The organism is Pseudomonas sp. TYF_14 (assembly GCF_043105275.1).
Classification (GTDB): domain Bacteria; phylum Pseudomonadota; class Gammaproteobacteria; order Pseudomonadales; family Pseudomonadaceae; genus Aquipseudomonas; species Aquipseudomonas alloputida.
Genome location: NZ_JBICLK010000100.1, coordinates 26,195 through 47,397 on the forward strand (window position 1 = coordinate 26,195; position 21,203 = coordinate 47,397).

The window sequence follows — 21,203 nt, forward strand, 5'->3', positions numbered from 1 at the left end:
ACTTACTGTCCCAACTTCAGGCGAGCAGTCTCGCCACTGGTGAACGGGGCAACATCGACGGCCTGGCCGTTGTAGCTGACCTGGGCGCCCCGGGCAAAGCCCAGGCGTACCGCGAATGGCGGCTTGCCGGTCAGCTCGAGGTTGTCCCCCTTGCGCTTGATGGCGCTGAACAGCACCTTGCCGTTGCCGTCGCTGACCTGGGTCCAGCAATCGGCGGTGAACTGGATGGCGACCTTGGCGCTGCCTGCTGGCACCGCGGCAGGCTCGACGGCCGCCACGGCCGGTGCAGGTGCAGGTGCTGGTGCCGGCGCAGCAGTGGCCTGTACCGGAGGAGTAACCGGTGCAGGCGAAGCAGCAGGTGCGGGTTGCACAGGCGCTGTGGCAATGGTTGCCTCAGAGCTTACCGGCGCCTGTTCAGCGGCAGCAGGCTGCTCGGCAGCGCCCTGCTCCAGCGCCAGCGGCGCGCTTTCAGGTTGCTGTCCAGCGGAAACGGCCTGGTCTTCAGGCTCATCGAGCGGGTGAATCTGTGTGGTGCCGTCGGCGCTTTCGACCTCGACGTGCTCCAGGGCAATCTTCGCCAGCTCCTTGCCCCGCAGGCTGCCCTGGTCCTGCCACCAGAAAAAGCCACCACCGACCACAGCCACCAGCAACAGCAGGCTGACGCCGCGCAGGATATTGTGCGACAACCGCACAGGCTCTTCGATACGGCCCAGCGAATGCACGTCGCTGCCTTTGGCGTGGGTACCGGTGTAGCGGTCGAAGGCATCTACCAGGGCGGCCTGGTCGAGGTCCATCAGCTTGGCGTAGGCGCGAATGTAGCCACGAGCGAAAGTATGCCCGGGCAGCTTGTCGAAGGCGCCGGTTTCCACGTGGTTCAACGAACTGACAGTGAGGTTGAGCTTACGGGCCACCTCGGCTTGAGACCAGCCCCGTTTCTCACGGGCCAGGCGCAAAAGCTCACCGGGGTTCTGGCCAGGCGCTACTGCTACTTCGGGATGCGCGGCGTTCATCGTTGCTCCGACAGGTATTGCTGATATTCCGGCGTACCGGGATAAAGTCGTTGTAATTGCTGGCCCAATTCGGCCAGTGTGCCCTGCTCGTCGAACACCCTGGCAAGGCGGCTGCCCAGCAGCAGGCTACGGGCGTCGTGGTCGCTCAACTGGCTGAAACGATCGTAGTAGTCCCGGGCCGGCACATAATGCCTGTTTTCGTAGGACAACTCAGCCATTTCCAGCAACGCTTTTGGTTGCCGCTGGTTGAGTTGTAACGCTTTCAACAGATACGCGTGCGCCTGATCGCGGCGTTCGAGCTTCAGGGCGGTCAGGCCCAGATTCTCGTACACGCGTGAGCGCTCAGGATACAGGGTATCGGCACTGGCCAGGCGAAACATCTGCTTGGCCTCGGCAAATCGCCCCTGAGCATAAAGGAAACTGCCGTAATTGTTGCGAATTCGCGTGTCGCCGCGGCTTATCAGCAAGGCCTTGCGAAAATGTGCTTCGGCCAACGCCGGCTCGCCTTGGGCTTGAAACACTACCGCCAGGGCGGCGTGCGCGTCGACATCCTGGTCATCCAGCGCCAGGGCCTTTCCCAACGGCGCCTTGGCCTGTTCGGTCAAACCTTGTTGCAAATAACCCAAGCCAAGCTGCACATAAGCCCGCCCTGCCTCCACCCTGCCCTGGCGGCTGGCCAAGGGGTCGCTCGCGCCGCCCGACACGCAGCCGGCCAGCAGCGAAAGCGCAAGGATCGACAGCGCGGCACGCAGGCTCATGGGCAAGGTACCTGTCAGTGGCTGGCGGCGCTGTCTGGCAGTTCGACGTCCGCAGAAAGCTGGCGAACTGCGATGTAGCGCTCACTGCGGCGAGTACGGTCATTGACCTGGCCGACCAGCTGGCCACAGGCAGCGTCGATGTCGTCGCCGCGCGTGGTACGGGTGGTGACGTTGAAGCCACCGTGGTGCAGCAGGTCCTGGAAGCGACGAATGGCGTTGTTGCTCGGTCGCTCGTAGCCCGAATGCGGGAACGGGTTGAACGGGATCAGGTTGATCTTGCAGGGTACATCGCGCAACAGTTCGATCATCTGCGCAGCATGCTCGGGCTGGTCGTTGACGTCCTTGAGCAGGGTGTACTCGACGGTGAGCACGCGCTTGCCACCCAGGGTGGACATGTAGCCCATGCACGATTCCAGCAGCACTTTCAGCGGGTACTTCTTGTTGATCGGTACCAGCTTGTTGCGCAGTTCGTCGTTCGGCGCATGCAGCGACAGGGCCAGCGACACGTCGATGTGCTTGGCCAGCTCGTCGATCATCGGCACCACGCCCGAGGTGGACAAGGTGACACGGCGCTTGGAAATGCCATAGCCAAGGTCATCCATCATGATTTTCATGGCGGCAATGACGTTGTCGAAGTTCAGCAAGGGCTCGCCCATGCCCATCATGACCACGTTGGTAATCGCGCGGTCGACTTTGGCAGGAACGGTCCCGAAGGATTTGTTGGCAAGCCACACCTGGCCGATCACTTCGGCGGCAGTGAGGTTGCTGTTGAAGCCTTGCTTGCCGGTGGAGCAGAAGCTGCAGTCCAAGGCACAGCCGGCTTGCGACGATACGCACAGGGTGCCGCGGTCGTCGGTTGGAATATAGACGGTCTCGACGCAGCTGCCGGAGGCAACGCGGATCACCCATTTACGGGTGCCGTCGGCGGAAATGTCTTCACTGACCACTTCCGGTGGGCGAATTTCGGCAACGGCCTCGAGCTTTTCGCGCAAGACCTTGCCTACGTTGGTCATGGCCGCAAAGTCGGACACGCCAAAATGGTGAATCCATTTCATCACCTGGCCGGCACGGAAGCGCTTCTCCCCAATAGAGTCGAAGAATTGTTCCATTTCCGGCTGGGTCAGACCCAACAGGTTGATTTTGCCAGTAGATGTCGTCATGGATTCACCCTCACCCGTAAGCTTTCGCTTAGCGAGTGGTTACCTCGGTAGCAGCGAAGAAGTAAGCGATTTCGCGAGCAGCAGCAGCTTCGGAGTCCGAACCGTGAACGGCGTTGGCGTCGATCGACTCGGCGAAGTCAGCGCGGATGGTGCCGGCAGCAGCTTCTTTAGGGTTGGTAGCACCCATCAGCTCACGGTTCTTGGCAATGGCGTTCTCGCCTTCCAGAACCTGGACAACGACCGGACCGGAAGTCATGAAGGCAACCAGGTCACCGAAGAAGCCGCGCTCGCTGTGCTCAGCGTAGAAGCCTTCGGCTTCGGCTTTGGACAGTTGCTTCATTTTCGAGGCAACGATTTTCAGGCCGGCTTCTTCGAAGCGAGTGGTGATCTTGCCGATGACGTTTTTGGCAACAGCGTCAGGCTTGATGATGGAGAAAGTACGTTGAACAGCCATGGAAAACTCCAGAATATGAGTGTTACGAAAAATTAAACCCGCGAATTATACGCGGGTTCCGGGGGATTGCCTAACCTGCAAGTGACGCTTAGTCGGCTTCGTCGATCCAGGCGGCCTGGATTGCCTCGAGCACTTTCTCACCGCCGCGTGACGGATCGTCGCTGAACTCTGGCAATGCCAGCACCCAGCGGTGCAGGTCCACGAAATTCACATAACGAGGATCGACCTCAGGCTTGCTTTCTGCAAGCTGGATTGCGATCTCAAGTACATCAACCCATTTCAGACTCATGTACAGGCCCTCAGTGCGGTGCTTCGGCAGCATGGTTGAGCGAATACTTGGGGATCTCGATGGTCAGGTCTTCGTCAGCGACGAAAACCTGGCAACCCAGGCGCGATTGCGCTTCCAGGCCCCAGGCTTTGTCCAGCATGTCCTCTTCCAGCTCGTCAGCCTCTTCGAGCGAATCGAAGCCCTTGCGCACGATGCAGTGGCAAGTGGTACAGGCCTTGACGCCGCCGCAGGCGCTTTCCATCTCGATGTGATGGTCGTGGGCCAGCTCCAGGATGTTGGTCCCGGGCTTGACCTCCACGGTCAGCCCCTCGGGGCAGAACTTCTCATGCGGCAGGAATGTCACCAGCGGCATCGATTACTCCTCGATCTCATTCAGGTTGCGCCCGGCCAGTGCGGCTTTGACCGTCGAATCAAGGCGACGGGCGGCAAATGCATCGGTCACCTGCGACAGACGCTTGGTCTGTTGCTCGATGGCTGCGCCATCGGTGCCGGCCAGCAAATCACGTAGTTCTTGCATCTGGAATTCGATGGCGTCGCGCTCGTCACTGCTGAGCAGGCGATCGCCGTCGGCGTCCAGGGCGCCCTGTACCGCCTCGAGCAGCCGCTCGCCATCTACCTGATGCTCTCGCAGCTGGCGGGCATGCTTGTCGGAACCGGCGTGTTCGAAGGAGTCCTTGAGCATGCGGGCGATTTCGCCGTCGGTCAGGCCGTAGGACGGCTTGACCTGAATGCTGGCTTCCACGCCCGAACCCAGCTCGCGGGCAGCGACGCTGAGCAGGCCATCGGCATCCACCTGGAAGGTGACGCGGATTTTTGCAGCACCGGCAACCATGGCCGGGATGCCGCGCAGCTCGAAGCGGGCCAGCGAACGGCAGTCACTGATCAGCTCGCGCTCGCCCTGCAGTACGTGGATCATCATGGCCGACTGGCCATCTTTGTACGTGGTGAACTCCTGAGCGCGGGCCACCGGAATGGTGGTGTTACGCGGGATCACCTTCTCCATCAGCCCGCCCATGGTCTCAAGACCAAGCGACAGCGGGATGACATCGAGCAGCAGCAGCTCGCCACCTTCGCGGCGGTTGCCGGCCAGGGTGTCGGCCTGGATGGCGGCACCAATCGCCACCACCTGGTCTGGGTCGATCGAGGTCAGCGGGGTGCGCCCGAACAGCGCGCCCACGGCCTCACGCACACGCGGCACGCGGGTCGAACCACCGACCATGACCACGGCGCTGACTTCTTCCAGTTCAACGCCACTGTCGCGCACGGCGCGGCGGCAGGCCTTCAGGCTGCGGGCAACCAGTGGCTCGATCATGGCTTCGAAGGCATTACGGGTCAGCTCGCCGTGCCAGGCACCGTGGCTGACACTGACCACGTCAGCGTCGGTCAGGGCTTCCTTGGCGGCGCAGGCGGTTTGCAGCAGCGCGCGCTGGGTAGCCGGGTCCAGATCGGACGACAGGCCAGCCTGCTCGATGATCCAGCCGGCAATAGCATGGTCGAAGTCGTCACCACCCAAGGCGGTATCACCGCCGGTGGCCAGCACTTCGAATACGCCAGCGGTCAGGCGCAGGATGGAAATATCGAAAGTACCGCCGCCCAGATCATAGATGGCCACCACGCCTTCGGCGTTCTGGTCCAGGCCGTAGGCTACGGCGGCCGCAGTCGGTTCGTTGAGCAGGCGCAGCACGTTCAGGCCGGCCAGACGCGCTGCGTCTTTGGTAGCCTGACGTTGGGCGTCATCGAAATAGGCAGGCACGGTGATCACCGCGCCTACCAGCTCGCCACCCAAGGTGGCTTCGGCCCGTTCGCGCAACACCTTCAGGATGTCGGCAGACACTTCCACAGGGCTTTTCGGCCCCTGCACGGTGTCGATGAACGGCATGTGCGATTCACCACCCACAAAGCGGTATGGCAGTTGCTCGCCCAGCTGCTTGACGTCGGCCAGGCCGCGCCCCATCAGGCGCTTGACCGACAGCACGGTGTTCAACGGGTCGCTGGAGGCAGCATCACGCGCGGCCTGCCCCACTTCGTTGCGCCCTTCGAGGTAGCGCACCGCGGACGGCAGAATGACGTTACCCTGCGCGTCGGGCAGGGGCTCGCTACGGCCGCTGCGCAGTGCAGCGACCATTGAGTTGGTGGTACCCAGGTCGATTCCAACCGCCAGGCGGCGCTGGTGCGGCTGAGGGCTTTGACCGGGTTCGGCAATCTGCAGTAGGGCCATGCTTATCTGAATACCTTAGGTGCCATCACGGGCAGCACCGGGGTTAATCGTCGAGGCGCTCTTCCAGTTGGCGCACTTCTTGGGCGAGCTTGTCGAGGAACTGCATGCGGCGCATCAGGCGTTCAGCCTTGTCGCGCTCGCCCGGGGCATCCCAGCAGCCGGCAAAGTCCTCATTCAGCGTGTCCTGGGCGGCCTTCAGGCGCTTCTTGAACACGCCGACACCGTCAAGGTCGGCTTCATCCTGCAGTTCTTCGAGCTCTTCACGCCACTGCATCTGCTGCAGCAGGAAGTCAGGGTCGTGGACCGTGACCTCCTGGGGCACTTCGTGGCCGCTGATGGCCAGCAGGTAGCGCGCGCGACGCGGCGCACTGCGCAGCGTCTGGTAAGCGTCGTTGAGGGCCGCGGATTTTTCCAGCGCAATACGCTGCTCACGCTCGGAGGCGTCGGCAAAGCGATCAGGATGGACTTCGCGGGCCAGCTCGCGATAGCGAGTGGCCAGCTTGTCGAGATCCAGACGGAAGCTTGGCTGGAGGTCAAACAATGCGTAATGACAAGGAGTACCCACAGCCAGCCTCAAACGTTGAAGCTTTCGCCGCAGCCACACTCACCGCGCACGTTGGGGTTGTTGAACTTGAAGCCTTCGTTCAACCCTTCCTTGACGAAATCCAGTTCGGTGCCATCGAGGTAGACCAGGCTCTTGGGATCGATGATCACCTTGACGCCATGGTTTTCGAACACCTGGTCTTCGTCCGCCAGTTCGTCGACGAATTCCAGCACGTAGGCCAGACCCGAGCAACCGGTGGTGCGCACGCCCAGGCGAATGCCCTCACCTTTGCCGCGCCCGTCGAGGGAGCGGCGAATGTGGTTGGCGGCGGCTTCTGTCATGCTGATAGCCATCAGAACTCCTTACCTTGCAACAGGCGACTTAGATCAAGCCTTTCTTCTGCTTGTAGTCGCGTACGGCTGCCTTGATGGCATCTTCGGCGAGTACCGAGCAGTGAATCTTGACCGGCGGCAACGCCAGCTCTTCGGCCAGTTGGGTATTCTTGATGGTTTCGGCCTCGTCCAGGGTCTTGCCCTTCATCCACTCGGTGGCGAGGGAGCTGGACGCGATGGCCGAACCGCAGCCGTAGGTCTTGAACTTGGCGTCTTCGATAACGCCCTGCTCGTTGACCTTGATCTGCAGACGCATCACGTCACCGCAGGCCGGGGCGCCGACCATGCCGGTGCCGACATCCGGGTCCTCGGCATTCATCTTGCCGACGTTGCGCGGGTTTTCGTAGTGGTCGATGACCTTTTCACTGTATGCCATGGTGCAATTCCTTCCTCATCAGGGAGCCGCTCTTGCCGGCGACTGCTTAGTGGGCGGCCCACTCGATCTTGGAGATGTCAACGCCGTCTTTGTACATATCCCACAGCGGCGACAGCTCACGCAGTTTATTGACGGCCTCGCAGACTTTCTGCGCGGCGTAGTCGACTTCTTCTTCGGTGGTGAAACGGCCGAAGGAGAAGCGGATCGAGCTGTGCGCCAGCTCGTCGTTGCGGCCCAGAGCACGCAGTACGTAGGACGGCTCGAGCGACGCGGAGGTACAGGCCGAACCGGACGATACGGCGATGTCTTTCAGCGACATCAGCAGCGATTCGCCTTCGACGTAGTTGAAGCTCAGGTTCAGGTTGTGCGGTACACGCGCAGTCTGGCTGCCATTGACGTACAGCTCTTCAAGGTTTGAGACCTGCTTGAAGAAGCGGTCGCTCAGGGCCTTGATGCGTGCGTTTTCTGCAACCATTTCCTGCTTGGCAATGGCGAAGGCTTCGCCCATGCCGACGATCTGGTGAGTCGGCAGGGTGCCCGAACGCATGCCGCGCTCATGACCGCCGCCGTGAATGATGGCTTCAAGACGTACACGCGGCTTGCGGCTGACGTACAGCGCGCCGATGCCTTTCGGGCCATAGACCTTGTGCGCCGAGAACGACATCAGGTCGACTTTCAGCTTTTGCAGGTCGATTTCGACCTTGCCGGCCGACTGGGCCGCGTCGACATGGAACAGTACACCGCGCGAACGGGTCAGTTCACCGATGGCGGCGATGTCGTTGATCGAGCCGACTTCGTTGTTCACATGCATCAGCGAGACCAGGATGGTGTCGTCGCGCAGCACCGCTTCTACCATGGCCGGGGTGACGATGCCGTCTTCGCCTGGCTCCAGGTAAGTGACTTCAAAACCTTCGCGTTCCAGCTGGCGAGCGGTATCCAGGACCGCCTTGTGCTCGATCTTGGAGGTAATGATGTGCTTGCCCTTGGTCTGATAGAAGTGCGCGACACCTTTGAGCGCGAGGTTGTCGGACTCGGTGGCACCGCTGGTCCAGACGATTTCGCGCGGATCGGCGTTGATCAGCTCGGCAACCTGACGACGACCGTTCTCCACCGCTTCCTCGGCCTTCCAGCCAAAGACGTGGGAGCGCGAGGCCGGGTTACCGAAGTTCCCGTCGACCAGCAGGCAGTCGGCCATCTTCTGGGCCACGCGTGGGTCGACCGGAGTGGTCGCAGAATAATCAAGGTAGATCGGCAACTTCATTTGTCTCTCCTATCAGGCGGTGGCGTCGCTCGTCGTCCCAGGGGGTCAATCGACGGCAGACGTCTCAATCTTGTCCAGCTGGGCGGTTCGTCCTGCGACACGGCGCAGGTCCTGGCGCTGGGCGACTTCCTGCACATCACGGCGCTTGACGAGGTCGGCCAGGCTTATGCCGCTGAGGAATTCATGGATCTGCTGGCTGAGGTCGCACCACAGGTGGTGGGTCAGGCAGGTATCACCGGCATGGCAGTCACCGAGCCCCTGGCAGCGGGTGGCGTCGACCGATTCGTTGACCGCGTCGATAACCTGGGCCACCTGGATGGTTTCCATGCCCCGCGACAGCTGGTAGCCACCGCCTGGACCGCGCACACTGGAAACCAGGCTGCTGCGGCGCAGCTTGGCGAACAGCTGCTCCAGATAAGAGAGGGAAATGCCCTGGCGCTCGGAAATATCGGCCAAAGACACCGGCCCATGCTTCGCGTGCAACGCCAGGTCGAGCATGGCGGTCACGGCGTATCGGCCTTTGGTAGTCAGTCGCATGGCTATTGGGTACCACGGGAGTTTCAGGATGTGTGCGAGTATGCGATTCCCGAGCATTTAAGTCAACTATTAGACCTACTGCTTTAGTCGGGATTGCATCAGGGAGGCGGGCGCGATTGTAGCAGACGAGGGGCGTGAGCACACGCCCCGCATGCCACCATGACTTCAGTGCGGCGCGATCAATGCGGCTGAGTGTCGCGCTGGGCCACTTGGGCAGCCTCGCTGAAGTCGTCCTCCGGCAAGGCCGGCAGTTCCTTGGCACAATAGTCACTGCCCATCTTGGTCAGCGCGCCACACATACCCTCCAACCGTTCGTCGACGGCCTGCAGGTGATCGAGCATCTGGCCGATGGCCCGCGCCACCGGGTCGGGCATGTCGCCACTGACACCATAGGCGTCGAAGCCGATCTTCTCGGCCATTGCCTTACGCTTGGCTTCGACTTCGGTGTCCTCGCTCTTGACGATGATCCGCCCCGGAATGCCTACCGCCGTAGCCCCGGCCGGCACCGCCTTGGTGACCACCGCATTGGAACCGATCTTGGCCCCGGCGCCGACGGTGAAAGGCCCCAGCACCTTGGCACCCGCCCCTACCACCACGCCGTTTTCCAAGGTGGGGTGGCGCTTGCCCTTGTTCCAGCTGGTGCCACCGAGCGTCACCCCCTGGTACAGGGTGACGTCATCGCCGATCTCGGCGGTTTCGCCAATGACGATACCCATACCGTGGTCGATGAAAAAGCGCCGGCCAATGGTGGCGCCAGGGTGGATTTCGATACCGGTCAGCCAGCGACCGAAGTTCGACACCAGCCGGGCCAGCCATTTGAAATCACGCCTCCACAGCGCATTGCCCAGGCGGTGCAGCCAGATGGCATGCATGCCGGGGTAGCAGGTGAGCACCTCGAAGGCATTGCGTGCAGCCGGGTCACGGTGGAATACGCTTTGAATATCTTCACGCAGGCGTTCGAACATCTGTCAGTCCTTCCGTTTATGCGGCTCGCCCCGGACCACCTTCTGGGTCTCGGTGAGGATGCCGCGCAAAATGCTCATTTCCGAACGCTCGACCGCCACCCGCCCATACAGCCGGCGCAGGCGCGGCATCAGGTGCTTGGGCTTTTCGGGGTCGAGGAAGCCGATGCCCACCAGGGTTTTCTCCAGGTGGTCGTAGAACTGCTCCATTTCATCCATGGTCGCCAGCTCAGCGGCGTCAACCTTCTCGACTTTGCCCGGTGCTTCACCGGCAGCCAGCCAGGCCATGCGCACCTCGTAGGAGAGCACCTGCACGGCAGCCGCCAGGTTCAGCGAGCTGAAGTCGGGGTTGGAGGGAATGTGCACGTGGAAATGACATCGCTGCAGTTCTTCGTTGGTCAGGCCGGCGTGCTCGCGCCCGAACACCAGGGCGATTTCCTCGCCGCCATTGGCATGCTCCACCGCCTTGGCACCGCATTCACGCGGGCCGATCAACGGCCAGGGAATGCTGCGCTCGCGGGCGCTGGTGCCCATCACCAGGTTACAGCCGACCAGCGCCTGTTCGAGACTGTCGACCACCTGGGCGTTATCCAGCACATCGTCGGCGCCCGAAGCACGGGCACTGGCATCCACGGCGGGGAATTCTTTCGGCTGCACCAGCACCAGACGCGACAAGCCCATGTTTTTCATGGCACGTGCAGCGCCGCCGATGTTGCCGGGGTGGCTGGTATTGACCAGAACAACACGAATATTTTGCAGCAAGGTGTTGTGCTCACAGATGCAGGAATCAGGGCCTTCGATCTTACAGAACCGACAGACGTAACGCCATGAAAGCAAATGTGACACTTCTGCCGCCAAAGTTTTCTGCTAGAATGATCGGCTTTCTTCTTTAACATCTCCAGGTGACCCGCCCATGCAGCCTATGCTGAATATCGCCCTGCGCGCCGCTCGCAGCGCCAGTGAACTGATTTTCCGCTCCATCGAACGCCTGGATAGCATCAAGGTCGATGAGAAAGAGGCCAAGGACTACGTTTCCGAAGTCGATCGCGCCGCCGAGCAGAGCATCGTCAACGCACTGCGCAAGGCCTACCCGAACCACTCCATCCAGGGCGAGGAAACCGGCCTGCACGCGGGTAGCGGCGAAGAAGGCAAAGATTACCTGTGGATCATCGATCCGCTGGACGGCACCACCAACTTCCTGCGCGGTATCCCGCACTTCGCCGTCAGCATCGCCTGCAAATACCGCGGCCGCCTTGAGCACGCCGTGATCGTCGACCCGGTTCGCCAGGAAGAATTCACCGCCAGCCGTGGCCGTGGCGCCCAACTCAATGGCCGCCGCCTGCGCGTCAGCTCGCGCACAAGCCTGGAAGGCGCCCTGCTGGGCACCGGCTTCCCGTTCCGTGACGGCCAGATGGCGGACATGGACAACTACCTGGGCATGTTCCGCGCCTTGACCGGCCAGACCGCCGGCATCCGCCGCGCCGGCTCCGCCAGCCTGGACCTGGCCTACGTGGCTGCTGGCCGCTTCGACGCCTTCTGGGAGTCGGGCCTATCCGAATGGGACATGGCAGCGGGCGTACTGCTGATCCAGGAAGCCGGTGGCTTGGTGAGCGACTTCAACGGTGGCCACGACTTCCTCGACAAAGGCCACATCGTTGCAGGCAACATCAAGTGCTTCAAGGCGGTACTGACTGCCATCCAGCCGCACCTGCCAGAAAGCATGAAGCGCTAAGCGCAGATTGCCGGCAAACAAAAAGCACCTCTTGAGGTGCTTTTTTGTGCCTGGTGGTTTTGCGTGGCCTGTACCGACCTCTTCGCGGGTAAACCCGCTCCTACATGGATCGCATTGCCCCTGTAGGATCGGGTTTACCCGCGAAGAGGCCGGCACAGACACCGCAAATCACTGACCCGCTTCGCTCAGAATCAGCTTGCCATTCTTGTCCAGCGGAATGGTCGATCCCGGCTCGCGATCCATCTTCACCTTGCCTACCTGATCACCGATGGAATAGGTCACGTTGTAGCCCACCACCTTCTCACTGATGTCGTTGACCGTGTTGCAGCGGGTTTGCGTGGTTGTGTAGGTATCACGCTCCTGCATGCCTTCCTGCACCTTGTTACCCGCATAACCACCACCGACCGCACCGGCCACCGTGGCAATCTTCTTGCCGGTACCGCCACCAATCTGGTTACCCAACAGACCACCTGCCAACGCACCGACCACGGTACCGGCAATCTGGTGTTGATCCTTGACCGGCGCCTGGCGCGTCACAGTCACGTCCTTGCAAACTTCACGCGGGGTTTTCACCTGCTGCTTGATCGGCTGCACGTCAGTCACCTGGGCGACTTCGGGGCCTTTGTTCACCAAGCTGTAGGTCGCCACAGCACCTCCGGCAGTTACACCGACAGCACCCAGCACCGCACCCACCAGCATTGATTTATTCACGTGAACCTCCTGATCGTACCAGCGGGTGTGAACCCGCGCTTCTCCCAGCCTTGGAGCAAAAAAAAAGGCGCGAGTTCAACACTCGCGCCTTTTCATCGCCAAACGGCGCAGGAAAAACCTACGGACGTTCGTCCACACCTTCGGCCTTGACCGGCGGAATGAGATCCTCGCTGCTCAGGTTCAGCCAGATCAGTACCACGTTGGCGATATAGATCGACGAGTAGGTACCAGCCATGACACCAATGAACAGGGCCAACGAGAAACCGAACAGGTTGTCACCCCCGAAGAACAGCAGCGCGGCAATGGCCAGCAAGGTCGAAACCGAAGTGGCGACGGTACGCAGCAGGGTCTGGGTGGTGGAAACGTTGATGTTCTCGATCAACGAGGCCTTGCGCATGACGCGGAAGTTTTCACGTACCCGGTCGAACACAACGATGGTGTCGTTCAGCGAGTAACCGATGATCGCCAGCACCGCCGCCAGCACCGTCAGGTCGAAGGTGATCTGGAAGAACGACAGGATACCCAGCGTTACCACCACGTCGTGGATCAGCGAAACGATCGCCCCCACGGCGAACTTCCACTGGAAACGGAACGCCAGGTAGATGAGGATGCCGCCCAAGGCCAGCAACATGCCTATGCCACCCTGGTCACGCAGCTCTTCACCCACCTGAGGACCGACGAACTCGACACGCTTGACCTTCGCCGGGTTGTCACCTCCAGCCTTCTGCAGGGCTTCAGCTACCTTGTTACCCAGCATGGGATCGTCGCCAGGCATGCGCACAAGCAGGTCAGTGGTAGCACCGAAGCTCTGCACCACGGCCTCGTTGAAGCCGGATTCGACCAACTCGGCACGCACAGCCTTGACGTCGGCCGGGCGCTCGTAGGTCAGCTCGATCAGCGTACCCCCGGTGAAGTCCAGCCCGAAGTTCAGGCCCTTTTGCCACCAGCTGAACAGCGCCAACACGGTGAGGAGCACGGTGACGGCGAACGCGACATTGCGCACGCCCATGAAATTGATGGTTTTCATCGCAGCTCCCTCAAACCCACAGCTTCTTGATGTCACGCCCGCCACAGGTCAGGTTGACCAATGCACGGGTCACCATGACGGCGGTGAACATCGAGGTGAAAATCCCGAGGGACATGGTGACCGCAAAGCCTTTGACCGGGCCGGTACCCATGGCAAACAGGATGCCGCCGACCAACAGGGTGGTCAGGTTGGCGTCGACGATTGCCGAGTAGGCGCGATTGAAGCCTTCGTGGATGGCGCGCTGCACCGACATGCCAGCCGCGATCTCTTCGCGAATACGCGAGAAGATCAGCACGTTGGCGTCCACCGCCATACCCATGGTCAACACGATGCCGGCAATACCCGGCAGGGTCAGGGTCGCCCCCAGCAGCGACATCAACGCCAGCAGCAGCACCATGTTGCCCGCCAGGGCGATGGTGGCCAGCACACCGAAGGCGCGGTAGATGGCGATGATGAACAGCGAGACGAACAGCATGCCCCACAGCGACGCATCGATACCCTTGGTGATGTTGTCAGCACCCAGGCTTGGGCCAATGGTACGTTCTTCAGCGAAGTACATCGGCGCGGCCAGGCCACCGGCACGCAGCAGCAGGGCCAGCTCGGACGATTCGCCCTGGCCATTCAAGCCGGTGATGCGGAACTGGCTACCAAGCGGCGACTGGATGGTCGCCAGGCTGATGATTTTTTTCTCTTCGACGAAGCTTTGCACGGCAACGTCCTTCTCGACGCCGCCGACGGTTTGCTTGACGTAGCGGGTAACCGGCTTCTGCTCGATGAAGATCACCGCCATGCTACGGCCGACGTTGCTACGGGTAGCACGGCTCATCAGCTCGCCACCGTGGCCATCCAGGCGAATGTTCACCTGCGGGCGGCCATGCTCGTCGAAGCTGGCCTGGGCGTCGGTAACCTGGTCACCCGTGATGATCAGGCCCCGCTCGACTGCGGCGGAGCGGCCGCCCTCACGGAACTCGAACACCTCGGTAGTGGCCTTGGATGCACCCGGTTCGGCACCGAAGCGGAACTCCAGGTTGGCCGTTTTACCGAGGATACGCTTGGCTTCGGCAGTGTCCTGCACGCCAGGCAGCTCGACCACGATACGGTTGGCGCCCTGGCGCTGTACCAGAGGCTCTGCCACACCCAGCTCGTTCACGCGGTTGCGTACGGTGGTGAGGTTCTGCTTGATCGAGTATTCGCGGATCTCGGCGACTTTCGCCTGGGTCAGCGCCAGACGCAGCACCGCAAGCTCGTTGCGCTCGGTGGTGGTCAGGTCGAAATCATTGAAATTCTTGCGGATCAGGGCACGTGCCTGTTCGCGGGTGGCATCGTCAGCGAAGCCCAGCATGATGCCGCCATCCTGCTGAGGCAGGCTGCGGTAGCGGACGCGCTCTTTGCGCAGCAAGGTCTTGACCTCGCCTTCGTAGACTTTCATGCGGGCAGTCATGGCCTTGTCCATGTCCACTTCCAGCAGGAAGTGCACACCACCAGACAGGTCCAGGCCCAGTTTCATCGGGCTTGCGCCCAGGTTGCGCAGCCATTGCGGGGTAGTCTGGGCCAGGTTCAGGGCCACGACGTAATCATCGCCCAGTGCCTTGCGCACGACATCCTTGGCTGGCAGCTGGTCTTCCTGATTGGTCAGGCGGATCAGCCCGCTGCCCTTTTCACCCAGGCTTGCGCCCTTGACAGCGATCTTGGCATCGACCAGCGCCTTACTGACGCGATCGAGGTCGGCCTGATTCACCTGCAGCGCCGAGCTGGCACCGCTGATCTGTACCGCCGGGTCATCCGGGTAGAGGTTGGGAGCGGAATAAATGAAACCGACCACCAGTACCAGCACGATCAGTGCATATTTCCACAGAGGATATTTGTTCAGCATCACGCCGCCCGTTCAAGACGCGGGGCGCTTTGCGCGCCCCGACTGGAAAATAAAACCGGTAACTCAGATAGCCTTGAGCGTACCTTTTGGCAGGGTCGCAGCAATGGCACCCTTCTGGAACTTCAGTTCGACGGTGTCGGACACTTCCAGCACCACGAAGTCATCGGAAACCTTGACGATCTTGCCGGCGATGCCGCCGTTGGTGACAACTTCGTCACCTTTCTGCAGGTTGCTCAGCAGGTTCTTCTGCTCTTTCGCGCGCTTGGCCTGCGGGCGCCAGATCATCAGGTAGAAGATGACCAGGAAACCGACCAGGAAAATCCACTCGAAGCCGGTACCGGCTGGGCCAGCGGCAGGTGCTGCAGCGTCCGCGTATGCGGCGGGGATGAAGAAGCTCATTGGGCACTCCTAATGTAATTTTCTAATAATGGATGCGGACAGTCAGTCCAAGGGCGGTACAGGAAGCCCGCGCTTGGCGTAGAAGGCGTCGACAAAGGCGGCCAATTTACCCTGTTGAATAGCCTCGCGTAAACCGGCCATCAAGCGCTGATAATGGCGCAAGTTGTGGATGGTATTCAGCATGCTGCTCAGCATTTCGCCGCATTTGTCCAGATGATGGAGATAGGCGCGCGAGAAGTTGGTGCAGGTATAGCAGTCACAGGTCGGATCCAGCGGCGATTCATCGTGACGATGGAACGCATTGCGGATCTTGATCACCCCTGTATCAACGAACAGATGACCGTTGCGCGCGTTACGCGTCGGCATCACGCAGTCGAACATGTCGACGCCGCGGCGCACACCCTCAACGAGATCTTCCGGTTTGCCTACCCCCATAAGGTAACGAGGTTTGTCAGCAGGCATCTGGTCCGGCAGGTAATCCAGCACCTTGATCATTTCGTGCTTGGGCTCGCCCACCGACAGGCCGCCAATGGCCAGGCCGTCGAAACCGATGTTTTCCAGGCCTTCCAGCGAGCGCATGCGCAGGTCCTGGTACATGCCACCCTGAACAATGCCGAACAGCGCTGCGGTGTTGTCGGCATGGGCGTTCTTCGAGCGCTGGGCCCAGCGCAGCGACAACTCCATGGAAGTGCGTGCCACATCGTGCTCGGCCGGGTACGGGGTGCACTCGTCGAAGATCATTACCACGTCCGAGCCCAGGTCACGCTGAACCTGCATCGACTCTTCCGGGCCCATGAACACCTTGGAACCATCGACCGGCGAAGCGAAGGTCACGCCCTCTTCCTTGATCTTGCGCATGGCGCCCAGGCTGAATACCTGGAAACCACCGGAGTCGGTGAGGATCGGGCCTTTCCACTGCATGAAATCGTGCAGGCCGTTGTGCTTCTTGATCACCTCGGTGCCCGGACGCAGCCACAGGTGGAAGGTGTTGCCGAGGATCATCTCGGCGCCGATGGCCTCGATGTCGCGTGGCAGCATGCCCTTGACCGTGCCATAGGTCCCCACCGGCATGAATGCCGGAGTTTCCACGGTGCCGCGTGGGAAGGTGATGCGACCCCGACGGGCCTTGCCGTCGGTGGCCAGCAGTTCGAAGGACATTCGACAGGTGCGACTCATGCTTGATCCTCGGGCCCGCGTGGCGCCGGATTGCGGGTGATGAACATGGCATCACCGTAACTGAAGAAGCGGTACCCGTGCTCGACCGCCGCTGCGTAGGCAGCCATGGTCTCGGGGTAGCCGGCGAAAGCCGAGACCAGCATCAGCAGCGTGGACTCCGGCAGATGGAAGTTGGTGACCAGGGCGTCGACCACATGGAACGGCCGGCCCGGGTAGATGAAGATGTCGGTGTCGCCACTGAAGGCCTTGAGCACGCCATCACGCGCGGCGCTTTCCAGCGAACGCACACTGGTGGTGCCAACCGCGATCACCCGACCACCACGGGCCCGGCAGGCCTCGATGGCATCGACCACATCCTGGCCCACTTCGAGCCACTCTTTATGCATGTGGTGGTCTTCGATCTTGTCGACCCGCACCGGCTGGAAGGTGCCGGCGCCCACATGCAGGGTGACGAAGGCGCGCTCGACGCCCTTGGCGGCGATCTTTTCCAGCAGCGCCTCGTCGAAGTGCAGGCCTGCGGTAGGCGCGGCAACCGCGCCGGCGCGCTGGGCGTACACAGTCTGGTAGCGCTCACGGTCGGCGCCCTCGTCCGGGCGGTCGATATAGGGCGGCAGCGGCATGTGGCCGACACGGTCGAGCAACGGCAGCACCTCTTCGGTGAAGCGAAGTTCGAACAGCGTGTCATGGCGCGCGACCATTTCGGCCTCGCCACCGCCATCGATGAGGATGACCGCGCCTACCTTGGGCGCCTTGCTGGCGCGCACATGGGCCAGCACCCGGTGGCTGTCGAGCACGCGTTCGACCAGTACCTCCAGCTTGCCGCCGGAGGCTTTCTGGCCGAACAACCGCGCCGGGATCACTCGGGTGTTGTTGAACACCATCAAGTCGCCGGGGCGCAGATAGTCGAGCAAGTCGGGGAATTGCCGGTGCGCCAGCGCGCCGGTAGGCCCATCGAGCACCAGCAGACGGCTGCCATGGCGCTCGGCCAACGGGTGGCGGGCGATCAGGGAATCAGGGAGTTCGAAGGAAAAATCGGCGACGCGCATGATGATGTTCGGTTCGGCAGGGCCGGGAAGTTTAGCCCAATGTGTGAAAATTGACCATGAAAGCCGATTGACCGACCAGCGGCACCTCTTTATACTGCGCGCCACGCCCTGATGGCGGAATTGGTAGACGCGGCGGATTCAAAATCCGTTTTCGAAAGGAGTGGGAGTTCGAGTCTCCCTCGGGGCACCAAATCCGGAAAAAACCGACCTTACGGTCGGTTTTTTTGTGCCTGCGATTCACGCACGTCGTTGACGCCGCCCCCCTGACTCCCGCGCCTCCCCCCATACCTGCATTCTATTGGCCGCCCCTTGCGCTAGCACTTAAGCTGTCATTCGTCAGATATATTCCGAAAGTATTGTTAGCGTAATGGCACTTCGCCATAGTGGCGCTCCCCTTTCTCCACGCAATGTGTGTCCCATGAAAACAATCGCGCCCTGCATGGCGGCAATGATGCTGCTCAGTGGGTGCAATGGAGTGCCAACGTCGTACGTTTCAGATCCCGTCTACAGTCAGGCTTTCGTGGTCACTTCTGGTGCCCCTCTGCCGATGTTGCTGATGGCCAGCGCCATCCAGTGGAACGAGGATTACGCTGTAACCGCCAAACACACCCCCTTCCTGCGCAACGTGGTCCACGAGGGCCTCGGTGACGTAGTGTTCTTCAAGCACAAAGCCAGCAGCGTGCCGCACTGGCGCCAGTACGTGCCTGGGGAAGCCGTGACGGCGGTGGGCTTCAACAGTTTCATGATGCCGATGCAGGGCAAGGGCCATGCCCTGTCGTCGCTGGTACGGCTTGAAGGTACGCCTGGCAGTGTTTTCTACTCGGTGCATGACGGCCCGATCACCAAAGGCATGTCGGGTGGGCCTGTGTTTGCCGATGACGGCAAGGTGGTGGGCATCAACGTGGCCATCATTCCTACCGACGAGATCAATGCGGGCAAGCGCCCGGACCTGGTCGGCAAGGACCGTATCAGCGTGTTCATGTCGTTCAGCGAAATCGACAAGGAATGGCGACGCTATCAGTACCTGCTGGCGCACAAGGCCAAGCCCAAGGCACCGGCTGCGGTCAAAGGCTACGTGGCGGTGGCCGCCAAACCGTGAATCGGGGCGCGGTGTTGGATGGAAAGCGGCCTATGATGTGAGGCTGATGGCCTCTTCGCGGGTAAACCCGCTACAGGGCCTGCACAGGATTTGAGCCTTGTGCAGTACCTGTGGGGGCGGGTTCACCCGCGAAGAGGCCCTGCCAGCCAACGCGAGAAGGACCTGCCATGCACCTGACCCACCGCCCCATCCGGCCAGAAGACATCCCCGTTATCTGCAGCTTCCCGCAGAGCCCGGACGAACTGTTCTACATGTTCCCCAAAGCCACCTACCCCCTCACCCCCAACCAGCTGAGCGACGCCATAGCCCAACGCAGCGGCTCCACGATAGTGGAAGGTGACGGCGCTGTCCTGGCCTTCGCCAATTTCTACAAAGCCGAAAATGGCGGCCTATGTGCCCTGGGCAACGTAGTGGTGGCCCCCGGCGCCCGCGGCCTTGGTGTAGCGCGTTATCTGGTAACGGCCATGATCGACCTCGCCCGCCAGCAGTACAGCGCCCGGGAGGTCTGGGTGTCATGCTTCAATCACAACACCGCCGGCCTGCTGCTTTATCCACAACTGGGTTTCATGCCGTTCGGCATCGAGGAGCGGCAGGCGTGGGATGGCACGCGGGTAGCGTTGGTGCAGATGAAGCAAATACTGACTTAACCGAACTGGATCAGCGGGTCATTGCATGTGGCTGAACGAGAAGGTCCACCCCCAGAGCACGAATGACCCTCAATACAGTGTCAAAACGAGGCTTCGCGCCAGGGCTCAGCGCCTTGTACAGGCTTTCTCTACCCAGCCCACTCTCCGTAGCAATATGTGTCATGCCCCGTGCACGAGCGATATGGCCAAGTGCTCGAATGATTTCCTCGGTATCGCCATCTGATAGCACTTGGCTAAGGTATTCACTGATTGCCTCATCGCTGCTCAACAAGGCTGCCATATCAAACGGGATCAATTTTTCGCTCATTTCATCTCCTTCAGCAGCTTTCTGGCTTTGGATGTCGGCGGCTTGGGTGGCAGTAGCCAAGCGGCAAAGCTTTCCGTCTGTTCAACGAGAAACATCAAGTGGTCACCCAATCGTATCCTTATGGATACACCCATTCAAGGATTGAAGCGAACCACTCTGTCGTTTTCGAGCTGAATCAGGAATACAGGCACACCTGATAGGCCGGTCGGATTTTTCCCTTCGTTTCAGCTACAAAATCCCTTGCAACATTCAACCCTCGAACCTTCGACGAGCCTCGACGTCCCATCCTGCATCCCCCGCGTTTCGAGGTACCCTCGCGTGAAAGACGTCATCGCCCGCAAGTACCGCCTGGTGGTGAAGACCATCGGCTATATCGGCTGGTCGCTGTTCTGGCTGCTGATCTGGGATGTGCTGGTCACCATCGATTTCATGCTGTTCTTGAACAGCAAGTTCACCCTGCCACTGATCCCGCTGACCCTGCTGGGCTCAGCGCTGGTGGTGCTGGTGAGTTTTCGCAACAGCAGCGCCTACAGCCGCTGGTGGGAGGCTCGCACCCTGTGGGGCGCGCTGGTGAACAGTTCGCGCAGCTTCGCCCGGCAGACGCTGACGCTGATCGATGACCCGGATGACGGCCTGAACCCGGTCAAGGCCACCCTGCTGCGCCGGCATATCGCCTATGTGAACTGCCTGGCGGCGCACTTGAAAGGCGAAAGCTGCCCGGAGGAGCTGATGGCCTTCATCCCCCCGGCGGAGTTCGAACGGCGCAACCGCTCGAACAATTTCGCCAATGACATTCTCGGCGGCTCGGCAGCCTTGCTGGCGCGGGAATACCAGGCCGGGCGGCTGGACAGCATTCGTCTGGCGCGGCTGGAGTCGACGCTGGTAGACCTGTCTAACGCCCAGGGCGGCATGGAGCGGATTGCCAATACGCCATTGCCCTACCCCTATGTGTATTTCCCACGGCTGTTCATCACCCTGTTCTGCCTGATCGTGCCGGTGGGGCTTGTGGAGTCGTTGGGCTGGTTCACGCCGCTGGCGTCGACGGTGGTAGGGTTCATGTTGCTGGCCATCGAGCGGATCGGCACGGACTTGCAGAGCCCGTTCAGGTTCAGCGAGCATCAGATCCAGATGGATACCATATGCGAGACGATCGAGCGCAACCTGGAGTCGATGCAGCGGGAGGCGCAGTGTGCCGAGGCTGTAGACGCCTGAGAGATGTCGGGGC

Annotated in this window: 25 protein-coding genes and 1 tRNA gene; 5 read left to right on the forward strand and 21 right to left on the reverse strand. The window is 61.1% G+C overall.

The features are described from left to right. Positions 1 to 2: 2 nt before the first annotated feature. The 14 genes from ACF8O8_RS27650 to trmJ all read right to left on the reverse strand — a co-directional run bounded on the left by ACF8O8_RS27650 (position 3) and on the right by trmJ (position 10,723). A complete protein-coding gene (locus ACF8O8_RS27650) occupies positions 3 to 1,010 on the reverse strand; it encodes a RodZ domain-containing protein (RefSeq protein WP_392510940.1) in 1,008 nt (335 codons plus the stop codon). After that, positions 1,007 to 1,768 (reverse strand): type IV pilus biogenesis/stability protein PilW, encoded by a 762-nt coding sequence (pilW, locus tag ACF8O8_RS27655; protein ID WP_049586424.1) that lies wholly within the window; start codon positions 1,766 to 1,768, stop codon positions 1,007 to 1,009. Before pilW ends, ACF8O8_RS27650 begins: the two co-directional genes overlap by 4 nt. Before the next feature lie 14 nt (positions 1,769 to 1,782). Further along, positions 1,783 to 2,928, reverse strand: coding sequence for a 23S rRNA (adenine(2503)-C(2))-methyltransferase RlmN (gene rlmN, locus ACF8O8_RS27660; protein ID WP_010952067.1), 1,146 nt, complete (start codon positions 2,926 to 2,928; stop codon positions 1,783 to 1,785). Positions 2,929 to 2,956: 28 nt separating this feature from the next. Next, positions 2,957 to 3,382, reverse strand: coding sequence for a nucleoside-diphosphate kinase (gene ndk / locus ACF8O8_RS27665; protein ID WP_003248526.1), 426 nt, complete (start codon positions 3,380 to 3,382; stop codon positions 2,957 to 2,959). 88 nt (positions 3,383 to 3,470) lie between these two features. After that, entirely contained in the window at positions 3,471 to 3,671 is a 201-nt protein-coding gene (iscX, locus tag ACF8O8_RS27670; protein ID WP_003248529.1) for a Fe-S cluster assembly protein IscX, read from the reverse strand. Positions 3,672 to 3,681: 10 nt separating this feature from the next. Beyond that, the gene (fdx, locus tag ACF8O8_RS27675; RefSeq protein ID WP_003248531.1) at positions 3,682 to 4,023 is read right to left on the reverse strand and encodes an ISC system 2Fe-2S type ferredoxin; all 342 of its coding nucleotides are present in this window, start codon (positions 4,021 to 4,023) and stop codon (positions 3,682 to 3,684) included. A 3-nt stretch (positions 4,024 to 4,026) separates the two neighbouring features. Beyond that, entirely contained in the window at positions 4,027 to 5,889 is a 1,863-nt protein-coding gene (gene hscA, locus ACF8O8_RS27680; protein ID WP_010952066.1) for a Fe-S protein assembly chaperone HscA, read from the reverse strand. 43 nt (positions 5,890 to 5,932) lie between these two features. After that, positions 5,933 to 6,454, reverse strand: a complete 522-nt coding sequence (hscB, locus tag ACF8O8_RS27685; RefSeq protein WP_010952065.1) for a co-chaperone HscB — start codon at positions 6,452 to 6,454, stop codon at positions 5,933 to 5,935. Between the two features lie 8 nt (positions 6,455 to 6,462). Next, positions 6,463 to 6,786, reverse strand: coding sequence for an iron-sulfur cluster assembly protein IscA (gene iscA / locus ACF8O8_RS27690; RefSeq protein ID WP_003248536.1), 324 nt, complete (start codon positions 6,784 to 6,786; stop codon positions 6,463 to 6,465). A 28-nt stretch (positions 6,787 to 6,814) separates the two neighbouring features. After that, positions 6,815 to 7,201: a Fe-S cluster assembly scaffold IscU gene (iscU, locus tag ACF8O8_RS27695; protein ID WP_003248539.1), complete on the reverse strand. Its 387-nt coding sequence runs from the start codon at positions 7,199 to 7,201 to the stop codon at positions 6,815 to 6,817. A 46-nt stretch (positions 7,202 to 7,247) separates the two neighbouring features. After that, positions 7,248 to 8,462: an IscS subfamily cysteine desulfurase gene (locus ACF8O8_RS27700; protein WP_003248541.1), complete on the reverse strand. Its 1,215-nt coding sequence runs from the start codon at positions 8,460 to 8,462 to the stop codon at positions 7,248 to 7,250. Positions 8,463 to 8,507: 45 nt separating this feature from the next. Next, positions 8,508 to 8,999 carry a Fe-S cluster assembly transcriptional regulator IscR gene (gene iscR / locus ACF8O8_RS27705; RefSeq protein WP_003248542.1) on the reverse strand — a complete coding sequence of 164 codons (492 nt, stop codon included), beginning with the start codon at positions 8,997 to 8,999 and terminating at the stop codon, positions 8,508 to 8,510. Between the two features lie 179 nt (positions 9,000 to 9,178). After that, on the reverse strand, positions 9,179 to 9,964 hold the full coding sequence (gene cysE, locus ACF8O8_RS27710) for a serine O-acetyltransferase (protein ID WP_010952064.1): 786 nt from the start codon (positions 9,962 to 9,964) through the stop codon (positions 9,179 to 9,181). A 3-nt stretch (positions 9,965 to 9,967) separates the two neighbouring features. Then, positions 9,968 to 10,723, reverse strand: coding sequence for a tRNA (cytosine(32)/uridine(32)-2'-O)-methyltransferase TrmJ (gene trmJ, locus ACF8O8_RS27715; RefSeq protein WP_392510941.1), 756 nt, complete (start codon positions 10,721 to 10,723; stop codon positions 9,968 to 9,970). Between the two features lie 151 nt (positions 10,724 to 10,874). Here trmJ and suhB point away from each other — a divergent pair, with 151 nt between their 5' ends. Further along, complete coding sequence (gene suhB, locus ACF8O8_RS27720) at positions 10,875 to 11,693, forward strand: inositol-phosphate phosphatase (protein WP_003248548.1); 819 nt, start codon at positions 10,875 to 10,877, stop codon at positions 11,691 to 11,693. A 168-nt stretch (positions 11,694 to 11,861) separates the two neighbouring features. Here the strand turns inward: suhB and ACF8O8_RS27725 are convergent, their stop codons facing one another. From ACF8O8_RS27725 to queA, 6 genes are all read right to left on the reverse strand, one after another. Further along, complete coding sequence (locus tag ACF8O8_RS27725) at positions 11,862 to 12,404, reverse strand: glycine zipper 2TM domain-containing protein (protein ID WP_010952063.1); 543 nt, start codon at positions 12,402 to 12,404, stop codon at positions 11,862 to 11,864. A 118-nt stretch (positions 12,405 to 12,522) separates the two neighbouring features. After that, positions 12,523 to 13,431, reverse strand: coding sequence for a protein translocase subunit SecF (gene secF / locus ACF8O8_RS27730; protein WP_010952062.1), 909 nt, complete (start codon positions 13,429 to 13,431; stop codon positions 12,523 to 12,525). A 10-nt stretch (positions 13,432 to 13,441) separates the two neighbouring features. Further along, the gene (gene secD / locus ACF8O8_RS27735; protein WP_392510943.1) at positions 13,442 to 15,304 is read right to left on the reverse strand and encodes a protein translocase subunit SecD; all 1,863 of its coding nucleotides are present in this window, start codon (positions 15,302 to 15,304) and stop codon (positions 13,442 to 13,444) included. Between the two features lie 63 nt (positions 15,305 to 15,367). Then, entirely contained in the window at positions 15,368 to 15,703 is a 336-nt protein-coding gene (yajC, locus tag ACF8O8_RS27740) for a preprotein translocase subunit YajC (RefSeq protein WP_003248556.1), read from the reverse strand. Between the two features lie 42 nt (positions 15,704 to 15,745). Beyond that, positions 15,746 to 16,861, reverse strand: a complete 1,116-nt coding sequence (tgt, locus tag ACF8O8_RS27745; RefSeq protein WP_003248558.1) for a tRNA guanosine(34) transglycosylase Tgt — start codon at positions 16,859 to 16,861, stop codon at positions 15,746 to 15,748. Positions 16,862 to 16,875: 14 nt separating this feature from the next. Next, complete coding sequence (queA, locus tag ACF8O8_RS27750) at positions 16,876 to 17,925, reverse strand: tRNA preQ1(34) S-adenosylmethionine ribosyltransferase-isomerase QueA (protein ID WP_021781763.1); 1,050 nt, start codon at positions 17,923 to 17,925, stop codon at positions 16,876 to 16,878. 105 nt (positions 17,926 to 18,030) lie between these two features. On the opposite strand from queA, the gene ACF8O8_RS27755 reads away from it, so the two are divergent. From ACF8O8_RS27755 to ACF8O8_RS27765, 3 genes are all read left to right on the forward strand, one after another. Beyond that, positions 18,031 to 18,115, forward strand: a tRNA-Leu gene (locus ACF8O8_RS27755). Positions 18,116 to 18,376: 261 nt separating this feature from the next. Next, a complete protein-coding gene (locus ACF8O8_RS27760) occupies positions 18,377 to 19,024 on the forward strand; it encodes a trypsin-like peptidase domain-containing protein (protein WP_049586421.1) in 648 nt (215 codons plus the stop codon). Positions 19,025 to 19,191: 167 nt separating this feature from the next. Next, positions 19,192 to 19,671: a GNAT family N-acetyltransferase gene (locus ACF8O8_RS27765; protein ID WP_010952058.1), complete on the forward strand. Its 480-nt coding sequence runs from the start codon at positions 19,192 to 19,194 to the stop codon at positions 19,669 to 19,671. A gap of 10 nt (positions 19,672 to 19,681) precedes the next feature. Here ACF8O8_RS27765 and ACF8O8_RS27770 read toward each other — a convergent pair whose 3' ends face one another. Next, a complete protein-coding gene (locus ACF8O8_RS27770) occupies positions 19,682 to 19,978 on the reverse strand; it encodes an addiction module antidote protein (protein ID WP_003248566.1) in 297 nt (98 codons plus the stop codon). 318 nt (positions 19,979 to 20,296) lie between these two features. On the opposite strand from ACF8O8_RS27770, the gene ACF8O8_RS27775 reads away from it, so the two are divergent. Continuing rightward, complete coding sequence (locus tag ACF8O8_RS27775; protein ID WP_049586418.1) at positions 20,297 to 21,190, forward strand: bestrophin family protein; 894 nt, start codon at positions 20,297 to 20,299, stop codon at positions 21,188 to 21,190. Positions 21,191 to 21,203: the final 13 nt, after the last annotated feature.

Excerpts from the sequence above, each read along its gene's own strand:
- secD (WP_392510943.1), bottom strand. The coding sequence starts at position 15,304 with ATGCTGAACAAATATCCTCTGTGGAAATATGCACTGATCGTGCTGGTA.
- ACF8O8_RS27700 (WP_003248541.1), bottom strand. The coding sequence starts at position 8,462 with ATGAAGTTGCCGATCTACCTTGATTATTCTGCGACCACTCCGGTCGAC.
- fdx (WP_003248531.1), bottom strand. The coding sequence starts at position 4,023 with ATGCCGCTGGTGACATTCCTGCCGCATGAGAAGTTCTGCCCCGAGGGG.
- iscA (WP_003248536.1), bottom strand. The coding sequence starts at position 6,786 with ATGGCTATCAGCATGACAGAAGCCGCCGCCAACCACATTCGCCGCTCC.
- iscU (WP_003248539.1), bottom strand. The coding sequence starts at position 7,201 with ATGGCATACAGTGAAAAGGTCATCGACCACTACGAAAACCCGCGCAAC.
- pilW (WP_049586424.1), bottom strand. The coding sequence starts at position 1,768 with ATGAGCCTGCGTGCCGCGCTGTCGATCCTTGCGCTTTCGCTGCTGGCC.
- iscX (WP_003248529.1), bottom strand. The coding sequence starts at position 3,671 with ATGAGTCTGAAATGGGTTGATGTACTTGAGATCGCAATCCAGCTTGCA.
- ACF8O8_RS27770 (WP_003248566.1), bottom strand. The coding sequence starts at position 19,978 with ATGAGCGAAAAATTGATCCCGTTTGATATGGCAGCCTTGTTGAGCAGC.
- secF (WP_010952062.1), bottom strand. The coding sequence starts at position 13,431 with ATGAAAACCATCAATTTCATGGGCGTGCGCAATGTCGCGTTCGCCGTC.
- rlmN (WP_010952067.1), bottom strand. The coding sequence starts at position 2,928 with ATGACGACATCTACTGGCAAAATCAACCTGTTGGGTCTGACCCAGCCG.
- ndk (WP_003248526.1), bottom strand. The coding sequence starts at position 3,382 with ATGGCTGTTCAACGTACTTTCTCCATCATCAAGCCTGACGCTGTTGCC.
- queA (WP_021781763.1), bottom strand. The coding sequence starts at position 17,925 with ATGCGCGTCGCCGATTTTTCCTTCGAACTCCCTGATTCCCTGATCGCC.
- ACF8O8_RS27650 (WP_392510940.1), bottom strand. The coding sequence starts at position 1,010 with ATGAACGCCGCGCATCCCGAAGTAGCAGTAGCGCCTGGCCAGAACCCC.
- ACF8O8_RS27765 (WP_010952058.1), top strand. The coding sequence starts at position 19,192 with ATGCACCTGACCCACCGCCCCATCCGGCCAGAAGACATCCCCGTTATC.
- hscA (WP_010952066.1), bottom strand. The coding sequence starts at position 5,889 with ATGGCCCTACTGCAGATTGCCGAACCCGGTCAAAGCCCTCAGCCGCAC.
- cysE (WP_010952064.1), bottom strand. The coding sequence starts at position 9,964 with ATGTTCGAACGCCTGCGTGAAGATATTCAAAGCGTATTCCACCGTGAC.
- suhB (WP_003248548.1), top strand. The coding sequence starts at position 10,875 with ATGCAGCCTATGCTGAATATCGCCCTGCGCGCCGCTCGCAGCGCCAGT.
- yajC (WP_003248556.1), bottom strand. The coding sequence starts at position 15,703 with ATGAGCTTCTTCATCCCCGCCGCATACGCGGACGCTGCAGCACCTGCC.
- tgt (WP_003248558.1), bottom strand. The coding sequence starts at position 16,861 with ATGTCCTTCGAACTGCTGGCCACCGACGGCAAGGCCCGTCGGGGTCGC.
- ACF8O8_RS27760 (WP_049586421.1), top strand. The coding sequence starts at position 18,377 with ATGCTGCTCAGTGGGTGCAATGGAGTGCCAACGTCGTACGTTTCAGAT.
- iscR (WP_003248542.1), bottom strand. The coding sequence starts at position 8,999 with ATGCGACTGACTACCAAAGGCCGATACGCCGTGACCGCCATGCTCGAC.